The following is a 21,457-nucleotide window of genomic DNA, read 5'->3' on the forward strand; positions in this document are numbered from 1 at the left end:
CTATTCCGGGGTGGTTTGGGTCTGAAAATCAAGGAGGTGGTATTGCATTATATGACCTAAACGGAAATGGTAAACAAGACATGATTGCCTATCACATTAATAATCCTGCGGGCGAAAATCATGGTTACTATCGGGTGGGCTGGAATATCATCTAGCCTGAGATATAACGATCCAGACACACTACAAAAAAGGCGTGTGTCTGGATTAAGTGTGAGTTAATCATAATACAACTGTTTGGGAATGTTCTGAATAAAATGTTTTTATGTATATAGTTTTTGTAACGCACTCTTTTTCAGTGCTGATGTATAAAAAATAAACACCATCATTGAGTTCTTTGAGGTTTAATTTTTGGACAAAATGAAAACTACCTCTTTTTATGAACCCTCGGTGTAATATCTTATTTTTTTCATCCATAAGCCGTACTTCTAGATACTGTTCAGTCGGTTTTTCGACGCCAATCCATAGCTGAGAACGATGATTGGCCGTTACTTGGGTTTTTAATTGAGGGTTGTCTTTGCCGTCGGTAGGTATTGCACGAGTGCAAAGAGGCACACTTGCTACTAGAGCGAGTAAGAAGGATTTCATGGTTGAGAATTTGTTTAAAATGGCTGTTTGGTTGTGGTCATTATCAAGACTTCCCAAAAGTAAAGGACGTAGAAATAATGGCTATTTGCTTTTGGCTAAAGTGTAAAAAATGAACGTTGAAATGGCAGAATAGGGTGCTCACAAAAAACAAACCGATGACAGGAGTAAGTGCCTCCTGTCATCGGTTTGTTTTTTTGCTTTAATAAAACCTAAATCTTAATTCCCCAAGTACTGTTCATTTCCCGTCCAAGAAGAGCATTTGCTTCTTTGTCGTTTTTAAAAGTTTCCTTTTTAGGGTTCCATTGTAGAGGGCGCTTAAGTTGATAGGCGATGTTTCCGATGTTGCAAACGGAAGCCGTACGATGCCCAATCTCAACATCGCAGATAGGCTTGCTACGTTTGCGCATGGCATCAAAAAAGTCTTTGTAATGGTTTTCACTTTTATAGACATGCTTCTCATTTTCTCCGATTACTTTATCTTTAAGTGACGCGGGAGTAGTTTCGAGTTTTTTTCTTTGTACTCTGATTTCTCCTTCACTGCCTGTGAATAAAATAGCGTTACTCCAATCCCATTTTTCGTGGGTCATGGTGATGCCATTGGCGTAGCGATAAGTTAAGAAAGGATTGTCTTTGCCATCGGGTGCAATGACTTCTACCGGGCCACTATCGTCCATATCCAAAGCCCATTGTACAATATCAAACATATGCGCACCCCAATCGGTAACCATACCACCGCCGAATTCTTTGTAATTGCGCCAATTCGGAAATACATCTTTGGAAGTAGGAGGAGCCAACTCTGAGTTGAAAGCCACGGGCAAATTAGGCCCCAGCCAAGCATTCCAATCCAAGCCATCGGGAATGGGTTCGGCGGGTAGGTTGTAGGCTACTGGAGGAGGTCCTACGTTTACTTTAATGCTTTTGACTTCGCCAATGTAGCCGTTGCGAATTAGCTCGGCTGTTTGACGAAATTCGGGCCACGACCGCTGCATACTTCCTGTTTGAAATACTCGTTTGTGTTTACGAGCGGCTTCTACCATTGCTCTTCCTTCTTTAACAGTCAGAGAAAGAGGCTTTTCGCAATAAATATCCTTCCCTGCTTCAGCGGCCCTGACGGCCATGGCCGCGTGCCAATGGTCGGGGGTGGCAATGACCACCGCATCTACGTCTTTGCGTGCAAGCAATTCCCGAAAATCATTGTAAACTGGAATATCGGAATATGAACCTTGGCCCGTATTTTTTTCATAATATGCCTTGATTCGGTCTAAAGTAAGTTGAGCCTTGGCTTTGTAAACTTCGCTGAGGGCTACAATGCGAGCTTCGCCAGTACTCAAAAACGAATTGGTAAGACCGCGACCTTGCTTGCCTGTGCCGATAAAACCCAAAGAAATCATGTCGCTAGGGGCTAAGTATTTGGAACCGTCGGGGCGCTTGCCACCCAACACAAACCGAGGTACAATCATGATACCCGCCAAAGCCGAAGAAGCTTGTCCTACAAACTGACGGCGATTTAGGATGTTTTCTTTTTTCATATAACAAATTGTAGATTAAAGGAATCAAAAATAAATTTCCTAATAGAAGATAAAGGGTTGTAATTTAGGATTTTAGGTTACTTATATTCATTGAGCTGCACTTTCATTAAAGTAGGAAATACCCAAGCAAAATGATGCGTGGTATTGATAATGGGCTGAACCGCTGTGACGTATGTAGTGTACCGTGAATCTTGGTAAATATTAGCCATTGAAGCGAGTAGCAGCCCAGGCCAGTTTTCGGGAGAACCAGGGCGCGGATTTTCAAACCATTTCCATTCTTTGGGATTCAAATTATAATAGTAAAGATAATCGAGGGCATTTTTGAGAGAGCGATTGTCTTGGCTTAAAAAGAAAAGATTTTCGCCCGTGGCATTATAAGCTACCCAACAAGCGGCCGTAATAGGTGCCAACGAAAAGTAAGTGTACCAAATCCCGTTGGCTCCACGGCGGGTCTCTTCGGGCATGCTGCCATCGGGGGCTATTTTGTGAAAAAGGTCGCTTTTGATGAGGCGGATATTTTCGGCGATTTCGGCTGAGTCCTCCAAAAAATAAGCAGAAAGAATCGAGCCAAATCGTCCCCAATCTGCCCAGTTGTTTTTACGATTTCTGATTTCATTGCAAGCCTTTAGATAAACACCCTTGACCCATTTTTTGAACATCATCTGCTCATCATCTTTCCATCCTTTATAAGGCATCAATAATTCGCCGGCCATCACCATGCCACTTCCTGCGTATGCCATCACCAAGCTTCCGTCGGCTTCCGAATATTGAGTGTTTAGTTCAGCCCAGCTTTTAAGGATAGAACGAGATTTGTCAGCGTATTTGGCTTGTCCGCTTAGCTGATATGCTAAGGCACAAGCATAGGCATCAAAAGAATCTGAGTTAAGACTTTTGGAGTTTTTACGGTGCATTTCGGCATTGACATAATATCCTGGCACGCTAAAATCAGCCAATGCGTGATTAGGATGCACAAGGGCCGAATCGGCGTAGGCAATAAGCTGCCGATAAGCATCATAATAAGGCTGGCGTTGAGATTGAATTTGAGCTTTTACAAACGCAATTTGTGCTTTGGGATGCATCCCGCCAGGGTGCTCAAGTGCCTTGGCTATCAGCGATGTGCAGATTATAGCCAAAAACAGAAGAATAGAGTTGAGATTCATAGTCATAAAAGCCACGTCTCAAAGCGATATAACTGAAAATGAAGGGTTATTTTGGAGGTTCACTTTTTTAAGCCCTCATTGAATAGCTGCATTGTGTTGTCTGATATATTCGATATAGGTCTTTTTGATGACACCATTCTTTAAAATCTTTTATGGGGGCTCTAGCACACCTTACAGTCCTTTGCGTGGGTAGTAGACTACTTTTTTGGCAAACCTCTTTGGTTCTTAACCAAGCTATCTTCTGACACAAAAAAACAATGAGATTTCAAGATTCAATTTGTAAGGCATGAAGAAAGGGGAAAAGAATGTTTTTGGATGAAGGAAATCAACAATAAACGAAGAAAAATGAAAGTATAAGGAGATTTTTTTGAACTTTTGGCAACGTTCCCGGCAACGATTGCATAAAAAAAGACAATAATTTATTTGTTAAGTTCAATATTTAAGGTCAATTTCGAATTGAATAAATTCCAGAATATATCATTTCTTTATTAATACTTTCAATTCATTGTGAATTATAAATCTCTCCCTGACGAAATGCTTTTGCTCTACCTCCGCACGGGGGACGAAAAAGCTTTTCGTGAGATTTATTTACGTTATTGGCGAAAATTATACGCTATGGCGCGACAAAAAATTCAGGATGTTGAAGGATTGGAAGAAATCATTCAAGATATTTTTTTGCGATTATGGGAGCGTCGTGGCACACTGCAAATCCAACAGCTTGATGCGTATCTTTTTACAGCTGTAAGATACGCTTGCATCAATCATCTAAAGTCGATAATGACTCAAGAAAAATACGTTGCCTATGCCACCTATCATTCAACAGAGTTTTGTTGTGATACCGAGGAGCAGTTAGAACTTGATGATTTGATAAATGCCGTTGAACAACAGTTGAATACATTGCCCGAAAAAACAAAAACTATTTTCAAAATGAATCGCCTTGAATACAAAACAGTCAAGGAGATTTCTTGTAAATTAAAAATACCAGAACGTACCATAGAGTACCACCTGAGTCAAGCTATCAAATCTCTTCGAGTGTATCTTCAGGATTATCTTCTCCTAACTGTTCTGTTTTCTTACTTCAGCTGAATTTGCAATTTTTAAGAATTGTATTTTACGAACAAGTTTTGTTCATAATAAGCATTTTTATTGAATTTTTATTATAAATTATAAAACGATTTGCGGTCTAGCATATCCTAAATTGACTTATACTGTGAAAACATTTAAATAAAACTATGAGCCGAAAAAGCTTTGGTTTACTCTTGCAAAAATACTTACGAGGCGAATGTACCCCCGAAGAAAAGTCATTGGTGGAGCATTGGTATGGACTGCTTGAAGCAGAAACGGGTGAATCTGTTGACAATACAGATATGGACGAGCTTGAAGAACAGCTATGGAGCCGCATTCAATCCAAAAAGAAATCCGAAAATGTACAAAATACCGTTCTAATCAACCGTTGGGGGTGGATGGGCATTGCAGCGTCTCTTCTTTTGGTGGGTGGATGGTATTTCGTGAATATTTTTGGTGCAGAACTTTGGGAATCTTCTTCTGTTACTATTTCCGAAAAAAGTGGTTGGGTCGAGCGATTCAATACCTCAGATAAGCCTTTGCTCATCAAACTCGAAGAAGGAAGTACGGTACAATTGTCGCCTCAAAGCACACTACGTTATCCCCGAAAATTTGCTTCCGACACCCGAGTAGTGTTCTTGAAAGGAGATGGTTTTTTTAATATTCAAAAACAACCTGAACGGCCCTTCTTTGTGCATACAAACAATATTATTACCAAAGTATTGGGTACTAGTTTTTTTATCAGAACCGAAGCTGAAACCCAGAAAGTCAGGGTAGAGGTAGTGACTGGAAGAGTAGCGGTATACGAAGACTCAAACGAAAAAAAAATATCTGAAGCTAATGGCGTAGTGCTTACCCCCAACCAAATGGCTACTTATTTTAAAGAGCAGCAGCACTTTGTGACAGGGCTGGTCGAAAATCCAGTAGTACTGCCCACCGCAATTATCGAAAAAAAGGAATCTTCGATGCGGTTTGACGATGTGCCGCTGGAGGAAGTGCTTTCTCAAATCGAAAAATTTTATGGAATAGAGATTATTGTTGAAAATGAACCACTAAACCGTTGTCCTCTCACCGCAGATTTAACCAATCAACCCTTATATACCCAACTCGATCTTATTTGTGCCGCTCTCAGGGCCAAATATGATGTAAGAGGAACCACCATTTTGATAAATGGTAAAGGATGTGAATAATTAAGCATTCAGAAAATTGTATCACTCAAACCCAGTTTGACTCTATGAACATAACCACCAAAGCCTAAAAAATTCATTATCAATCAAAGACGCCGGCCGTGCTACCAACACAAACCGGCGCCAAAACAGATTCTTTAGCTGCTTGGGAAGACGGCAAATCAAGCCCCAAGCAGAAAGAAGTATTTTGTCGATTTTCCATCTAACAAAACCCTTACAAGGTATGAAAAAAAGCAAATCTTTACCAATAAGCTGCTTACAATGCCAACAAATTAAACCCTTTTTGAGGTTAATGAAGCTATCCATTATTCCATTTTTCTTACTGCTCAGTTGTGCTGGGATGTCATTGGCTTTTGACGGCCGCGCACAAGAGCTCATGCAGCGTCCTGTAACATTGCGGGCGGAGGGCCAACAGCTCCGTACAGTTTTGACAATGATTGAAAAACAAACCACGGCCCGTTTTGTGTATAGCTCGAAGGCCATCAAGGCGGAGAGAATTGTCAATGTAAATATCAACGCAAAAACCCTAAACGAAGCTTTAAATGAGCTTTTAAACCCACTCAAGTTGACGTATCGGCTTGTAGGAGGGCAAATTGTGCTTGAAAATCAATTGAATCAGTCTACTTCATCTACTATTCTTACAACAGAGTCTATTGAAAGATCAGTATCGGGGATTGTTGTTGATGAAAAAAACTTGCCTCTGCCGGGCGTAAATATCGTAGTGAAAGGTGCCAATCGGGGAGCTACTACCGACGCAAAAGGCGCATTTCAATTGACGATTCCTGACGGTAACAATATAGTCCTAACGTTTTCTTTTGTAGGGTATCAGAGCAAAGATGTAGTAGTAGGTTCGCAGACAACCCTCAATGTATCAATGACGCCCGATGTAAATGCCTTGGATGAAGTAGTGGTGATTGGGTATGGTTCGGTGCGTAAAAAAGATTTGACAGGCTCAGTGGTACAGCTCAAAAGTGAGCAACTGAAAGAAGTCCCCACGGCCAACGTATTGGAAGCCGCTCAAGGGAAGATTGCGGGTGCGGATATTACCCGTAGTAGTGGGCAGGCTGGGGCAGGAGTCAATATCACGATTAGGGGAAACCGGTCTATTGGCGGTAACAACTCTCCTTTGATTATTGTGGATGGGGTTCAATACGGAAATCTACAAGACATCAATGCCAACGATATCGAAACTATGGACATCTTGAAGGATGCTTCTTCGATTGCAATTTATGGTTCTAGAGGAGCCAACGGGGTTATTTTGATTACAACCAAAAAAGGAAAATCAGGACGTCCAGATATTTCTTTCAATGCCTATTCGGGTATTTCGCAAGTGACTATGTATCCCAAAGCTATGGATATTAACGAGTTTCGTGATATTAGACGGGAAGCGTGGAGAGCAGCGGGAGTATGGAAAAGTCCTGCCGATGATGCCGCTATTTTTACAAATGTAGCTGAGTACGAAGCCCTCCAAAAAGGTACTTGGACGGATTATCAAGATGCTTTGATTCATAATGGTCTTCAACAAAACTATCAAGTGGGGGTTAGAGCAGGAACCGACCGTCTTAAATCTTATATTTCGGTAGATTATTTTAACGAAAAAGGTATTCTAAAACAGGATGAAATCAAACGTTATACAGGTCGCTTGAATGTAGATTACACCATCAATGATTGGATGAAAATAGGTTTACAAAGTCAATTGACCTATTATGATCAAAGTATCAGGAGAGACCCTCTCAACCAAGCCAATAAGATAAGTCCGTTGGGGTCATTGTATGATGCAGACGGCAACTTCAACTTTATTATGCTTGATGGCCAAACCGCCAATCCTCTTTCAGACGAGCAACCCAATGTTTTCCAAAACTCCTCACTCACCACTCGCATCCTGACCAATGGATACTTTGAAGTGACGCCTCTTAAAGGGTTGACAATCAGAAGCACATTGGGTGTAAACTTGTCATCAAATCGAAATGGGGTTTATTCGTCTCCCAAATCAATTGACCGTTCGCTTACTGGAAAATCACTCTCAACATATAATGCCAACAATGGGCGAAGTGTGAACTGGGAAAACGTACTGACTTATCAGCGAAGCTTTGGGCAACATGCTTTTACGTTTACCGGAATTGCGAGCTATCTCGGCAATGCCTCCGACAATGTGTCCGCTTCTGGCGTAAATCAGTTGTTACCTTCGCAGTTGTTTTATTCTTTGGGGAGTGCTACAGAAGAGATCAAAATCAACTCAGGATATTCAAAAAACACCTTGGTATCTTACGCAGGTCGTTTGAATTATACATTGAAAGACAGATACTTACTAACTCTGACCGCTCGTAAAGACGGCTCTTCCAAATTAGCCCCGGGCAATAAGTGGACATTCTTCCCGTCGGCGGCTTTTGCGTGGCGTATCATCGAAGAGGATTTTATGCAAAACATCAAAGGCTTGAGCGACCTTAAACTTCGTGCAAGCTACGGAGTGGCAGGGAATGATCCATCAGGCCCTTATGCTACCCAAACCACACTCGCTCGTGTTGCTTTTGGTTTCAACGATACTGCGGTACCTGCTTATACATTTTCGAGAAACGTAGGAAATGCCGAACTTGGTTGGGAGCTATCTTATACCAAAAACTTTGGACTTGATTTTGGGTTGTTCAACGGTAGAGTTAATACTTCGATAGATTATTATGACACGCGCACTGCTGATTTGTTGCTTGACCGGGGATTGCCTCCAACCACAGGCGTAACTACTGTGAAACAAAATATCGGAAAAACCCGTAACCGTGGAATTGAAGTAGCAATAGCGAGTACCAACATTCGTACCGACAATTTTACTTGGAGTAGCAATCTTACTTTTACTAAAAACAAAGAGGAAATCACCGAACTTGTAACTGGCGGCAACGACATCGGCAATGGTTGGTTTATTGGGTATCCAATTAACGTTTATTATGACTATGAAAAGCTGGGTATTTGGCAAACATCGGAAGCTGACCAAGCAGCCAAGCTCTCTCCAACCCAGCTACCAGGTGAAATCAAGGTGAAAGATCAAAATGGCGACGGCAAAATCGATGCTGTCAACGATCGCATAATCCTCGGAAATCCGCGCCCAAGATGGAGTGGTGGTTTGGATAACACCCTCAAATACAAAGGTTTTGATTTGAATTTTTTTGTCTATGCTCGTATTGGACAAATGATCAACGCTGACCGATATGCTCGCTTTGATGCACAAGCGGTGGGCAATAGCACTGCTGGATTGGACTATTGGACTCCCGAAAATCCAACCAATGATTATCCGCGTCCTAACAAAAACGGGGGACTGAAATACCTTTCAACTTTAGGGTATCGAGATGGGTCTTTTGCCAGAATTAGAAACGTGACCTTAGCTTATACGATTCCGAGCAATGTACTTCGTTCAAAAATCATCCGCAATGTTCGTGTGTATGTAACTGGCAAAAACTTGGCGACTTTCACCAAACTCGACTATGATCCAGAACGCGGCGGTTCAGAAAATTTCCCAATGACCAAATTGTACGTCTTTGGATTGAATGCCAGTTTCTAATTTTAAAAATCGCAATCATTATGAAATCATATATTCTAAAAAAAGCAGGATTTCTTGTCTTATCGTTGTTGCTGATGACATCTTGCGAAAATGTACTAGATGAATACAATCCAAGTGGACTCACTGCCGAAACGGTTTTCACGACTCCTGAAGGTTTTGAGACCCTCGTCAATGCGGCTTATAGCTATCAGCGCTGGTGGTATGGTAAAGAAGAAGGGTACAATGTTTCGGAAACAGGCACCGATATCTGGACAAGTGGAGCAGGGGAGGTGTATCGCGATTTGACTCAATACCTTAACCTTCAGGGAAATAATGGTGCTCTCACAAGCCTTTGGAGGGAATTTTATGCCGCTGTCAATCTCTGTAATGGAGGTATAAGCCGCATAGAAAAAGCAGGGCTTCCTGCCTCTTTACGCCTTGTTAGAGAAGGAGAGTTACGTTTTTTGAGAGCATTTTATTATTGGCATCTTGTGGAGACTTGGGGTAATGTCCACTTTACAACCCAAGAAACCAACGGCATCGTGTCAACAGCTAATCGTACCAATGCCGAGACGATTTATAATCAGATATTTGAAGATTTGAAATATGCCGTTACAAATTTACCAGCTACTCAAGCTCAATATGGTAGAGCTACCAAAGGTGCGGCACAAGCTTTTTTAGCACGTATGTACTTGACAAGAGGCCTGAACAAAGAAGCACTCGAAATGGCGCAAGCCGTTATCAATTCAAATACTTACAAATTGGAGGCAAATTACGCCGATTTGTGGAAGATGAGTAATCTAAAAAACAAAGAAGTCATACATGCGATTGATTATTCTACCAACTTGGTTATCAATGATTTGGCCAACTCCACCTCCAATCCTTACGGTCATAGCCGTGGAAGTAACAACGGACATTTGTTATTTTTGATGAAATACGACGACCGCCCTGGTATGACACGCGATATTACCAATGGACGGCCCTTTAATCGGTATATGCCCACTCGTTTTTTGTTGGACTTGTATAGCGACGACGACGCTCGTTATGAGGGCTCTTTTATGCAAGCATGGTATGCCAATTCCAACTCTCGCCCCGCCGGAATTAATCTTGGAGATACGGCTGTTTATTGTACTCGTAAAGAAATTCCTGATGCGTTTGAGGCTACGCGTAAATACCCAACATATGATCGTAGTAAAATTTATAATGCTGACGGTACTGTAAAAGATAATTTGCGGTATCCCACTCTTTCCAAATTTATGGATCCAACTCGGGCAAGTCTCAACGAAGCCCAAAGTGCACGTGATGTATTTGTGATACGTTTGGCAGAAGTGTATTTGATAGCGGCAGAAGCGCAAATGAAGCTAGGAAACGCTCAAGCCGCCGCCGACTACGTAAATGTAGTGCGCAATCGGGCTGCCAAGCCTGGAAAAGCCGCCGCTATGCAAGTGACTGCGTCGCAAATGACGTTGGATTTTATTTTGGACGAACGCGCACGAGAATTGGCCGGTGAACAAATCCGTTGGTTTGATTTGAAAAGAACAGGTAAGCTGCTATCTCGAATTCGGGCTTATGCTCCAGACAATGCCATTAATTTACAAGACCATCACGTATTGCGCCCTATTCCTCAAACGCAGCTAGATGCCGTCACCAACAAAGCGGAGTTTACCCAAAATCCGGGGTATCAATAAAGTAAAAACGGGGCTGTCTGAAATCATTCAAACAGCCCCGTAACACCAAAAGTTATGAAAAAAAAGATAACTATACTTGTAGCTTTGATCGCTGCTTTGCCCATACTTAGGGCGAATTCTCAAAGTGCTTCTCTTTTTAATTGGAATCAATTGCCTAAGGCAGATTTACCAACTTTCCCAAAAGACACATTTAACATTGTTTCTTTTGGGGCAAAACCCGACGGAAAAACCCTAAACACAGAGGCTATCAACAAAGCGATTCAAACTTGCTCTTCAAAAGGAGGTGGGGTAGTGCTTGTTCCGCATGGCATATGGAGTACGGGACCTATTGAACTCAAAAGCAATGTCAATCTGCATCTTAAAAAATCGGCGACTTTGCTTTTCACAACAGATAAGTCTCAATACCCGCTTGTAGAAGGGGTTTATGAGGGCAAAAGTGCCGCACGCAATCAATCTCCGATTTCGGGAAAAAACCTAGAAAATGTTGCTATTACGGGACAAGGGATTGTGGATGGAAACGGAGATGTGTGGCGGGCTGTTCATAAATCGCAACTTACTGAAAGTCAATGGAAAGAAAAAGTGGCTTCGGGAGGAGTATTAAAAGACGACGGCAAAACTTGGTATCCAAGTGAGCAGTTTAAGCAAGCAAGTACCGGAAATAAAAGTATGCTGTTGGCTGGAAGACCGCTACAGGATTTTATGGATATGAAGGATTTTTTACGTCCGAATTTGCTTGTTTTGACCCAATGTAATAAAGTTTTATTGGAAGGTATTACTTTCCAAAATTCGCCTGCATGGTGTCTGCATCCTTTGATGTGCCAAGATATTACACTTAGGAATTTGTACGTAAAAAACCCTGAATATGCCCACAACGGCGACGGAATGGACATCGAATCTTGTAAAAATTTTTTGATTGAGGGCTGTACACTTGATGTAGGTGATGATGCTATTTGTATCAAATCTGGTAAAGACGAAGAAGGACGTAAGCGTGGAATTCCGACCGAAAATGGGGTGATTCGCAACAATATCGTTTATAACGGACATGGGGGGTTTGTGGTAGGAAGTGAAATGAGTGGCGGGGCTCGAAATATCTTCGTATATAACTGTACGTTTATGGGTACAGACAAGGGTCTACGCTTCAAATCCGTAAGAGGAAGGGGGGGAGTCGTCGAGCATATTTATGCGAAAGATATTTTTATGAAAGATATAGCCCAAGAAGCTATTTTCTTTGATATGTACTATTTTGTGAAATTTGCTACTGATGGTCAACGTGACGAAACCCCCACTGTCAATGAAGGGACGCCCATTTTTAGAAATATGAAGTTTGAAAATATAGTTTGTAATGGGGCACAAAAAGGGATATTTGTACGAGGGCTTCCTGAGATGCCAGTGGAAAATATAATCATGGAAAATGTAATATTACAAACTGAAAAAGGAGCTGAGCTGATAGATGCAAAAAACCTTCAACTCAAAAATATACAACTATTTGCCAAAGAGAACAACCCCCTTATTTTGATGGATAATAGTAGCCAAGTAAGTTTTGAACAAATTGGATTTAATCTGGGTACGGCGTTGTTGTTTTCTGTTTCTGGCGAAAGGAGCAAAGACCTTCAAGTATCCAAAACGAATCTTAGTGCGGTACAAAACAAAGCAGTATTTGTAAAAGGAGCTTCCGAAAAACAACTGGTTTTTATGCCAAATAAATAATGGATATTGGATGAAAAAACTAGTTATAATATTGTATTTAATCACCACATTGATACCTGCTTGGGCACAGTCAAAGCCCGCACCGGTGGTTAGTTATCCTACAAAATTTACGGTCGCCAAAGATGGTAGTGGAAATTTCATGACAATTCAGGAGGCGGTCAATAGCTTTAGAGACCATTCACAAGAGCGCGTCACATTGTACGTCAAAAATGGAATTTATGCCGAAAAGTTAGTCATTCCTTCTTGGAAACCAAACATCCACATCATCGGTGAAAGTCGTGAAGGAGTGATCATAACAGGCAACGACTACTCGGGTAAAGCCTATCCCACTGGAACAAAAGACGCCACTGGAAAAACCCAATTTAGTACTTATACTTCTTACACGGTTTTGGTAGATGCTCCAGATATTGTTATCGAAAACCTTACCATCGAAAATGCTGCTGGTAGAGTAGGGCAAGCAGTGGCTTTGCACGTAGAAGGAGACCGTTTTGTGTGCAAAATTGTATCCTAAAAGGGAATCAAGACACGCTTTATGCCGCCAAAGAAGGGACTTGGCAATATTATGAAAACTGCCATATCGAAGGAACCGTGGACTATATTTTTGGTAAAGCTATCGCTGTTTTTCAGTCTTGTACCATCAAAAGTTTAACGGATTCTTATATCACTGCCGCTGCTACGCCTGTATATCAGCCCTTTGGGTTTGTATTTTTTGACTGTAAACTAATTGCAGAAGAAGGCGTGCAGAAAGTATATCTTGGAAGACCTTGGCGGCCCAATTCCAAGACAGTTTTTATTCGTACCGAAATGGGAGGGCATATCTTGCCTGAGGGCTGGCACAACTGGGGTAATCCCAAAAATGAGGAGACGGTTTTGTATGCCGAGTATCAAAGTACGGGTCAAGGGGCTGCTCCACAAAGCAGAGTAGGCTGGAGTAAACAACTTGACTCCGTACAAATGCAGCGATACACTTTACCCAATATATTTACAAACCCCTCAAAATCTACATTTAACAAACAAAATTGGAATCCCAAAAAGCAAAGGGATTGACTTAAATATTGAATACGCAATGCAAAAAAAGGTGTTGAAAAAGTCTTTGATAAAAACGCTTCTTTTAAGTCTCTGTTTGGGATTTCAATGGAATCTTGAAGCTCAGCTTCCTGTCTCCAAAGTATGGGTTGCAGACTTAGGTAATGGAACCTACAAAAATCCAGTCATACATGCCGATTATTCAGACCCAGACGCTTGTAGAGTAGGTACAGATTTTTACATGACTGCTTCAAGTTTTGATGCTGTACCAGGGTTACCTATTTTACATTCTAAAGACCTTGTCAATTGGAAATTGATAGGACATGCCCTCAAACGACAGCCTCCTTTTGAGCATTTTTCAAAAACCCAGCACGGAAATGGGGTATGGGCACCAGCTATTAGATATCATAGAGGTGAATTTGTAATTTACTATCCCGACCCTGATTTTGGGATTTATGTTACCAAAGCCAAAAACCCAGCGGGACCGTGGTCTGAGCCTCTTTTGGTAGAAGGTGGAAAAGGCTTGATTGACCCCTGTCCGTTTTGGGATACCGATGGTCAAGCATACTTAGTACATGGATGGGCAGGAAGCCGAGCGGGCATCAAAAGTGTTCTTACTATCAAAAAAATGAACTCCGAAGGCACGGCTATCGTAGATGAAGGCGTGATTGTGTATGATGGCCACGAACTTGACCCAACGGTAGAAGGACCTAAAATTTATAAACGGAACGGGTACTATTATATATTTGCTCCAGCAGGTGGTGTAGCCACAGGCTGGCAATTGGTTTTGCGTTCAAAAAATATCTATGGCCCTTACGAACGTAAAGTCGTGATGGAACAGGGCACTACCTCAATCAATGGTCCTCATCAAGGTGCTTGGGTCAATACCCATTTAGGTGAAGATTGGTTTTTACATTTTCAAGACAAAGGCATATATGGTAGAGTAGTACACCTCCAACCCATGAAATGGGTGAAGGATTGGCCCGTAATTGGAAATGATAAGGACGGAGATGGCAACGGCGAACCAGTGCTCACCTATCAAAAACCAAATGTAGGAAAAGTGTATCCAATCATAACACCTCCCGAATCTGATGAGTTTGATTCAGTGAAACTAGGATTGCAATGGCAATGGCAGGCAAACCCAAAAGGAACTTGGCATACTACCAGCAATCAAGGCTTTTTGCGGCTTTATTCGGACAAGATTCCTGAAGAAGCCCAAAATTATTGGGATGTGCCAAACATGCTATTGCAAAAATTCCCATCAAATCGTTTTATGGCTACTACTAAATTGACCTTTAAGCCCAATCCAAAGTTAGAGAATGAAAAAGTGGGATTGATTATTATGGGCAAAAGTTATGCTTATTTGGCTTCAAAAAGTGATAAAGAAGGCATATCACTAGTATATACGGTTTGTAAAAAAGCCTCTGAGAAGAGTGCCGAACAAGAAACACTAATTGACAAAGTGGAGCGAGGTAAGGAAGTGTATTTTAGAGTGAATGTTTGGGAGGCAGGAAAATGTCAATTTGCTTACAGCACCGATGGTCAAGCCTTTATCAATGTAGGCGCCGAATTTTCGGCCGAAGTTGGTCTTTGGATTGGAACGAAGATAGGTATCTTTTGTACTCGCACTTCTCAAATAAATGATTCGGGTTATGCAGATTTTGATTGGTTCAGAGTCGAGCCTCCAGTAGTAAAATAATACACACATTGAACCTGTCACTAAAAGGCCGGTCTTTTTATTGTTTATTAGTTACGATAACATTCAATTATCGTAAGTAATAAGTATTTTTACATTTAACTACAATTTGAGCCATAATGAAAGAGCAAACGCATATTGAGCCTGTATATAATAATAAGGTAGGAATTTCAGAACCCCTTGCCCATAAAGTAGCCAACTACGCCCGTAAAGGGTTAGAGGGTGCCGACAATACAAAACGGGCTTATAAATCTGACCTCAAGTATTTCCGAACTTGGTGTGCTGAAAATGGCCAAGTAGAAATGCCTGCTTCTGCCTCCACTTTAGCGGCTTACGTATCGCATTTGGCCGATAACCACAAATGGGCGAGTATCAATCGTAAATTATCCGCTATTCGTAAACTTCACGAATTAAATAACCTTGATTTGCCAACTAAAGACAGGGCTTTTCGGGCTGTTATGGAGGGTATCAAGCGAACGAATGGGGTGCGTCAGAAGCAAGCACCTGCGTTTAAGATGAAAGAACTCAAAAATATTCTACGCGGAATTGATACTACAACCAACGCAGGATTACGGGATAAGTGCTTGATTCTGTTGGGATTTGCTGGAGCTTATCGACGCTCAGAGTTGGTAAGCTTGAATATTGAGGACGTACATTTTAGCGATGATGGCGCGATTATCTCTTTATCCAAAAGCAAAACTAATCAGTATGGAGAAGCAGAGGAAAAAGCTTTTTTCTTTAGCCCTGAAGCCGACTTTTGCCCCATTCGAACGTTAAAAAATTGGATAAGTCGTTTAGACACTTCCACTGGCCCCTTGTTTGTGAGAGTGCGTAAAGGTGATAAAATTACAGACGAACGCCTAAATGATATGACTGTTTATGAGACAGTTAAGAAATATTTTGGGGAACGCTATTCTGCTCACTCGTTGAGGGCTTCTTTCATAACCATTGCTAAAATCAACGGAGCAGATGATTCGGAAATCATGCGACAATCCAAACACAAAACGAGCTTGATGATTCAACGGTACACCCGTATTGAAGATATCAAGGAGCATAATGCGGCTACAAAATTAGGACTTTGAAAACGCCTGAGAATTGAATATTCTGACCATAATATCAGATTGACTTTTTTTACGTAAATCTCAGCGACTTCAAAACAGGGCGACAATGAATGCATTATTTCAGTAAATTCAGTTATACCTGTTTTTTGGTAGCGTCCATTAGTTGTTTTCTCAATTCTTCATTTTCGGTCACATACCTTTGGACTTGTCCTTTAAGGTAGGCGTTTTCGGAAAGCAATGCCGAAATCATTTTTTCTGTCTCATCATAAGGTACAGCTTCCTCTGATTGTTTGGCCTGATTGGCATATCCTCTACATGTACCAGAGCAGTATTTGGCAGTAGAGCGACTGGCATAAAAGACAGTCCCGCACCAAAGGCAGGTTTTTTCAAAGACTTTGGCGTTGTATTTAAAATCTGAGCGGTCTAATTTTGGCATAAAAATTGTACTTTAATAGATTTAAAACGAAATAATGACGATATAAATGTATTTATTTATCTATGAAACTCCAACTTTTTTTTCAAATCTCTCCAATCAGGTATCAAACTTGACTGCAATTCATAAAACAAAACATTGTGATAAGGCACTATTAAATGACATAATTCATGCAAAATAACATACTCAATACATGATTTGGGTGTCTTAATAAGATTGGGGTTAAGCAAAATATTACCACTTTTAGTGCAACTCCCCCACCGTTTTGACATTGTCATCACTTTGAAAGTTAACTGCGCTTTTCGGTCGGTGTCCAAGGGTAATTTTTCGAGGCATTTTCTAAAAATGGGTTCAAACTTTTCTTTTGCCTTATCTCTATACCATAACTCCAACATTTTTTGAATGGTCTTTTTATCGTTTTTGTTTGGTACGAAAATCTCAATATAACCCGCTCGAAAAACAACTTTCTGTCTTGGCTCTTCGATGATTTTCAAACGATACTGACGACCCATATAATAATGTGTCTCACCTGAAACATACTTTCGGGGTGTATTTTGGGGTTCATACTGCTGAAAAATATCTTGCTGTTTGAGTATCCACGCTGCTCGACGGTGCACTTTTTCCTTGATTTTTTCAATAGTAGCATCCATCGGAGCAGTAACAATTACTAACCCGTCGGGATAAACAGTTATCGCTAAACTCTTACGTTTTCGATATTCGACCGAAAAATTGACTACGATTGACCCGAATTGAATACTATGATTTCCCATTAAAACGAACTTTGGCGATGCTGACAAATTTTTCGATTAAATCATCAAGTGTAGCTATATCCCAAGCTAAACCATAATCATTTTTGAATTCCCATAATGAATCGTCAAAAGCTGTTTTTAATTTACCAATTACTTCACTCTTGTTTTGCCAATCAACAATAATAGCTCCGCCCGACAATACATTATCTTTAATCTTGTCTTCAATAAGAAGTGATAGCAAGGCTGTTTGACCCGATAAGTTTTCTATCCCTTTTTCGGCCAAAAGTCTGTAAATCGCTTGGGCAGTATCTCGGCCTTGAAGTAAGTCGGGCAAATCATCGGCCTGTCGGTTCAGCACAGCCTCTTTGATGTCAGTAACTTTGCTTAAAAATTCGATTTCATTGATACGCTGTTGCCGATAAGCGTCTAATGTATCTTTAATCATTTCTGAAAATCGCTTATAAAAAGCGGGGTCCTCATCCATTTTTTCAGTAATTGTTTTCTGGGTACGACTTGCAATCGCATGGGCTTTGGAAGCCGTTCCCGCAATTTTTTGTACCTCTGCCTCAAATTTTTCACTGTCAAAAATATTGACCTGTTCCGTAATACTTACAACTTCATCTGCCGAGACATGGGTGTCTATCAGTTTCTGTATCTGCCCCTCAAACTGCTTATAATCAATTTCTAAGGAGTATATTTGAATCACCGTTTTGCGTAAATTCTGAAAAAAAGCAAGATCATCTTTGTACTTTTTCTGTTCTGATTCAAGTGTTTGTGTAACAAATTGGTACGATGAAAGGGCTATTTTGAGCAAACGAGCAAAACGTGACAATCTTTCAAAAAAAATAGTCCTTACGGCTTCATCCGCAAGAAAATCTTCGTAAGAAGTTACATCCTTCTTGTTTACCAAGGTTTTAAAGGTGTCCCAAAGTACCGAATATACCTGGGGTAGTTGCACTATTTCTTCTTTTATATCTGTTACCGTCGCTTCTAAATCTTGGTTGTCGTAGTCTTCATAGCTCATGTATAATTGGAGTGTTTGATTCAATTCTTCAATCACTCCATCGTAGTCAATAATATAGCCAAACTCCTTACCAGCACATTTTCGATTGACACGAGTAATCGCTTGAAAAAGCGTATGCTCTCGCAGTTTTCGGCATAAGTACAAAACGACATTGCGGGGGTTGTCGAAGCCCGTCAGCAACTTATCAACCACAATGATTATTTCGGGAGTATCACTTTTTTTGAAGGCTTGTCTCAGGGTTTCATCGTATTTTTTTGCTGTTCCGTACTTATCCATCATTTTTTTCCAATGTACCAGTACTTCGTCACTAATATGACCATAGGCATCTTCTGTCCCTTCTCGGTCGTCAGGGGGAGAGACCAATACTTCACTTGATACCAACCCGATTTCATCCAAAAACCGCTTATATCTGACCGCCGCCTGTTTGTTGGGAGCTACCAATTGCCCCTTGAAGCCCGTTCCCTGCCAGTTGTCCTTGTAGTGCTTAGAGATGTCCCACGCCTTGGCATAAATCACCTGCTCGCCTGCGGTAAGTGCCTCCTGCCGACTGAATTTTCGCTTTAAATCAACTCGTTGATAGTCGTTGAGTGGCTCCGAAATTTTATTGAAATAATTATCTAACGGCCTTTCGTTTACATTGAATAACGGTGCTCTTCCTTCAAACAACAACGGCACTACGGCACCGTCGGCTACGGCATCTGCCACGGTATAGCTATCAATGATGCCTCCAAACTTAGCGGCCGTATTTTTTTCTTTTTTCATGAGGGGGGTACCCGTAAACGCTATGAAACAGGCAGTTGGTAACACCCGCTGCATTTTTACGTTCAACGTTCCATACTGAGTACGGTGTCCTTCGTCCACCAAAACAAAAATATTGGGGGTTGTGATGGCCTCTGGAATTTTTTTTACGGCAGCATCAAACTTGTTAATCAGGGTCGTTATGATGGCATCTGAGCTTTGGCTCAGGTATTCAATCAAATCATTGCCTGTTTTGGCTTGTACCACCTCCTTCTCACACTTTGCAAAGGTTTGATAAATCTGGTCGTCGAGTTCTACACGGTCAGTTACTAAAATAATCTTTGGGTTCGGAATTGTTTTTTCAGTGGCCAATAGCTGTGCCAGCATCACCATCGTATATGATTTACCACTCCCTTGGGTATGCCAAATCACCCCGCCCGTTCTTACCATACTTCCTTGCACCAAGAGGGAAGGACTTGAAATTTTTAATCGTTCCAATGTCTTTCTGACCCCAAAGTACTGCTGATAACGGGCAATGATTTTGGCACCCGCATCATAAACGATAAAATTGAAAATAAGGTCAAAAAGCCGTTCGGGACGGCAAAGGTAATACAAGTGTTCATCTTGGCTGGTAATATGCCACACCTCCTGCCCCCCAGCCCCTGATGAGAGGGTAAGTTTTTTTCGGTCGGCCTTATTTTCAAGTACTTCCCAGTAGGCTGCTGTGTTGATGCTCTCGTTTTTGAGGGTTTGCAAGATAGTTTTTTGGGCTTCTTCTGCCTGACGGTTGGTAAATTGCTCTCGCCATGCTCCCCAAAATGCCTCTTCGGTAGCTGTCGTGCCATATTGAGCGGAGTTTTGACACAGCGCTATACAAAGCTGCGAATATACGTAGAGGCTACGGATACCATCCTCGTTTTGGTTGCGTAGATGCTGTGATATGGCCTGGCTGAGGGGGCGGTCTATCAAGGGGCTTTTGCACTCTATCACTACCAACGGAATGCCATTGATGTACAGCACTATGTCGGGGCGGTAGTGGCTGCCTCCACCGTCGGGACGATGCGACCGCTGCACGCTGAGTTCTTCGGTGACGTGGAAAACGTTGTTGGCGGGGTTTTTCCAATCTATATAGTGTAGTGTATAGCTTTTTCGGTCGCCCAAAATCGTCTCTTCAAAGCTCTTACCCAACGTAAGCAAATCGTAAAGATATTTGTTGGAGGCCATAAAACCCTCTTGCAGTGGGTAGTCTTGCAAGGCATAGATGGCATTGCTGACGTTGGTTTCCGAAAAAGCGTAGCTGCGATCTTTGTACCGAAAGGTGTTGTTTCGGTGGATTTGCTGGCGTAAAACCTCCTCCAACAAGATACCGCTGGTTTTGCCACCCCGCAGTTGGAGCGCTTCGGTTGGGCTTAGGTACTGGTAGCCCAGGGCCTGTAAAAGCAGCAAAGCAGGTATCTGGCTGCTGTCGTCTTCTCGGTAGGATGGGTTCATGAGGATTCCTTTTTTAAATCTTCTGTTTCTTTAACAGTTTTTGTGTTTTAACATGATTTTTTTGCCAAATTTTACACTTTTTCAAAAAAACATTGTACTTTACTTGGAAAGTAATACAAAAATGTACTACTTTTGCACCAAGTCGACTCGGTCTGACCCTTGTCTGTATCGGGCCGCAACAATCAAAAGAAATTTTGAGCCTTGGTTTGTAACCAGGGCTTTTTCATTTTCTGACGATTCCCAATGGATCACTTCTACTTGCTTTTTTTAGTAAAATAGGTTCTAACTCATCAAAAATCTTATCCAAGCCAAATTTCTTTAAGCTACCTTTTGGAAACTCTTTGCGATAGAGTGTATGCGCCACAAAATCAGCGGCTTGAATAAACGTTGAGTGCTGCGAACTGCGCATGAACACATCTTCAATGATATTGTCCACGGGGACATTATAGTATCCTTCATAATGCGATGGAGTTGGGTTATAAACCCGCATTTTGCGTAATAACTTCCTAATGTTGGCATCTTGGCAATCGTCGCTTACGATAATGCCACGACCTTTCTGCGATTTCTTCAGATAGGTATCATAACGTTGGATTAGCCTCGCCCAAGCCAACTCCTGAAAGTTTGTTCCGATTGGAAAATGGTTTTTGTTAAGTACAATATTGATAATGACAGACTTATTAAAGATAACGGGTATCTGCCCTGATTACTGGACAAAAAGAATAAAAGCGATGTGAATCTTGTTAGAAATTTGTGAAAAAACTACAAGAACTTCATTCATCGCTTTTGGACAAA

General features: G+C 41.4%; 14 protein-coding genes and 1 pseudogene. 8 read left to right on the plus strand and 7 right to left on the minus strand.

Translation table 11 applies throughout. From position 1 onward, the window contains the following. Positions 1–219: 219 nt before the first annotated feature. From G563_RS0117035 to G563_RS0117045, 3 genes are all read right to left on the minus strand, one after another. On the minus strand, positions 220–585 hold the full coding sequence (locus G563_RS0117035) for a T9SS type A sorting domain-containing protein (protein ID WP_028666380.1): 366 nt from the start codon (positions 583–585) through the stop codon (positions 220–222). A gap of 209 nt (positions 586–794) precedes the next feature. Further along, the gene (locus tag G563_RS0117040; RefSeq protein ID WP_028666381.1) at positions 795–2,114 is read right to left on the minus strand and encodes a Gfo/Idh/MocA family protein; all 1,320 of its coding nucleotides are present in this window, start codon (positions 2,112–2,114) and stop codon (positions 795–797) included. 77 nt (positions 2,115–2,191) lie between these two features. After that, on the minus strand, positions 2,192–3,274 hold the full coding sequence (locus tag G563_RS0117045; protein WP_229598520.1) for an alginate lyase family protein: 1,083 nt from the start codon (positions 3,272–3,274) through the stop codon (positions 2,192–2,194). A gap of 507 nt (positions 3,275–3,781) precedes the next feature. Between G563_RS0117045 and G563_RS0117050 the strand changes: the two genes are divergently transcribed. The 8 genes and pseudogenes from G563_RS0117050 (at position 3,782) to G563_RS0117090 (ending at position 16,251) form a co-directional block, all read left to right on the plus strand. Then, positions 3,782–4,360, plus strand: a complete 579-nt coding sequence (locus G563_RS0117050) for an RNA polymerase sigma-70 factor (protein WP_028666383.1) — start codon at positions 3,782–3,784, stop codon at positions 4,358–4,360. 146 nt (positions 4,361–4,506) lie between these two features. Then, positions 4,507–5,529, plus strand: a complete 1,023-nt coding sequence (locus G563_RS35055; RefSeq protein ID WP_051211038.1) for a FecR family protein — start codon at positions 4,507–4,509, stop codon at positions 5,527–5,529. A 289-nt stretch (positions 5,530–5,818) separates the two neighbouring features. Next, the gene (locus G563_RS0117065) at positions 5,819–9,073 is read left to right on the plus strand and encodes a TonB-dependent receptor (protein WP_157585426.1); all 3,255 of its coding nucleotides are present in this window, start codon (positions 5,819–5,821) and stop codon (positions 9,071–9,073) included. 20 nt (positions 9,074–9,093) lie between these two features. After that, positions 9,094–10,740 (plus strand): RagB/SusD family nutrient uptake outer membrane protein, encoded by a 1,647-nt coding sequence (locus G563_RS0117070; protein WP_028666385.1) that lies wholly within the window; start codon positions 9,094–9,096, stop codon positions 10,738–10,740. 54 nt (positions 10,741–10,794) lie between these two features. Beyond that, positions 10,795–12,447 carry a glycoside hydrolase family 28 protein gene (locus G563_RS0117075; RefSeq protein WP_028666386.1) on the plus strand — a complete coding sequence of 551 codons (1,653 nt, stop codon included), beginning with the start codon at positions 10,795–10,797 and terminating at the stop codon, positions 12,445–12,447. Between the two features lie 139 nt (positions 12,448–12,586). Then, positions 12,587–13,494, plus strand: a pseudogene (locus G563_RS35060) (pectinesterase family protein). Between the two features lie 19 nt (positions 13,495–13,513). Beyond that, complete coding sequence (locus G563_RS0117085) at positions 13,514–15,172, plus strand: glycoside hydrolase family 43 protein (protein WP_037327238.1); 1,659 nt, start codon at positions 13,514–13,516, stop codon at positions 15,170–15,172. Between the two features lie 116 nt (positions 15,173–15,288). Next, positions 15,289–16,251, plus strand: a complete 963-nt coding sequence (locus tag G563_RS0117090; RefSeq protein ID WP_037327239.1) for a tyrosine-type recombinase/integrase — start codon at positions 15,289–15,291, stop codon at positions 16,249–16,251. Positions 16,252–16,363: 112 nt separating this feature from the next. On the opposite strand, the gene G563_RS0117095 is transcribed toward G563_RS0117090, so the two are convergent. The 4 genes from G563_RS0117095 to G563_RS35065 form a co-directional block, all read right to left on the minus strand. After that, positions 16,364–16,666, minus strand: a complete 303-nt coding sequence (locus G563_RS0117095) for a hypothetical protein (RefSeq protein WP_028666389.1) — start codon at positions 16,664–16,666, stop codon at positions 16,364–16,366. Between the two features lie 56 nt (positions 16,667–16,722). Continuing rightward, positions 16,723–17,433 carry a M48 family metallopeptidase gene (locus G563_RS0117100; protein ID WP_028666390.1) on the minus strand — a complete coding sequence of 237 codons (711 nt, stop codon included), beginning with the start codon at positions 17,431–17,433 and terminating at the stop codon, positions 16,723–16,725. Then, positions 17,420–20,665 (minus strand): type I restriction endonuclease subunit R, encoded by a 3,246-nt coding sequence (locus G563_RS0117105; RefSeq protein ID WP_028666391.1) that lies wholly within the window; start codon positions 20,663–20,665, stop codon positions 17,420–17,422. The genes G563_RS0117100 and G563_RS0117105 overlap by 14 nt, the downstream gene beginning before the upstream one ends. Before the next feature lie 223 nt (positions 20,666–20,888). Beyond that, positions 20,889–21,275, minus strand: a complete 387-nt coding sequence (locus G563_RS35065; RefSeq protein ID WP_051211039.1) for a DUF3800 domain-containing protein — start codon at positions 21,273–21,275, stop codon at positions 20,889–20,891. Positions 21,276–21,457 lie beyond the last annotated feature (182 nt).

This window comes from Runella zeae DSM 19591, assembly GCF_000423565.1.
Lineage (GTDB): Bacteria > Bacteroidota > Bacteroidia > Cytophagales > Spirosomataceae > Runella > Runella zeae.

Bases quoted from the DNA above. Each gene is read 5' to 3' on its own strand.
- G563_RS0117035 (WP_028666380.1), bottom strand. From the start codon at position 585: ATGAAATCCTTCTTACTCGCTCTAGTAGCAAGTGTGCCTCTTTGCACT.
- G563_RS0117040 (WP_028666381.1), bottom strand. From the start codon at position 2,114: ATGAAAAAAGAAAACATCCTAAATCGCCGTCAGTTTGTAGGACAAGCT.
- G563_RS0117045 (WP_229598520.1), bottom strand. From the start codon at position 3,274: ATGAATCTCAACTCTATTCTTCTGTTTTTGGCTATAATCTGCACATCG.
- G563_RS35055 (WP_051211038.1), top strand. From the start codon at position 4,507: ATGAGCCGAAAAAGCTTTGGTTTACTCTTGCAAAAATACTTACGAGGC.
- G563_RS0117065 (WP_157585426.1), top strand. From the start codon at position 5,819: ATGAAGCTATCCATTATTCCATTTTTCTTACTGCTCAGTTGTGCTGGG.
- G563_RS0117070 (WP_028666385.1), top strand. From the start codon at position 9,094: ATGAAATCATATATTCTAAAAAAAGCAGGATTTCTTGTCTTATCGTTG.
- G563_RS0117075 (WP_028666386.1), top strand. From the start codon at position 10,795: ATGAAAAAAAAGATAACTATACTTGTAGCTTTGATCGCTGCTTTGCCC.
- G563_RS0117085 (WP_037327238.1), top strand. From the start codon at position 13,514: ATGCAAAAAAAGGTGTTGAAAAAGTCTTTGATAAAAACGCTTCTTTTA.
- G563_RS0117090 (WP_037327239.1), top strand. From the start codon at position 15,289: ATGAAAGAGCAAACGCATATTGAGCCTGTATATAATAATAAGGTAGGA.
- G563_RS0117095 (WP_028666389.1), bottom strand. From the start codon at position 16,666: ATGCCAAAATTAGACCGCTCAGATTTTAAATACAACGCCAAAGTCTTT.
- G563_RS0117100 (WP_028666390.1), bottom strand. From the start codon at position 17,433: ATGGGAAATCATAGTATTCAATTCGGGTCAATCGTAGTCAATTTTTCG.
- G563_RS0117105 (WP_028666391.1), bottom strand. From the start codon at position 20,665: ATGAACCCATCCTACCGAGAAGACGACAGCAGCCAGATACCTGCTTTG.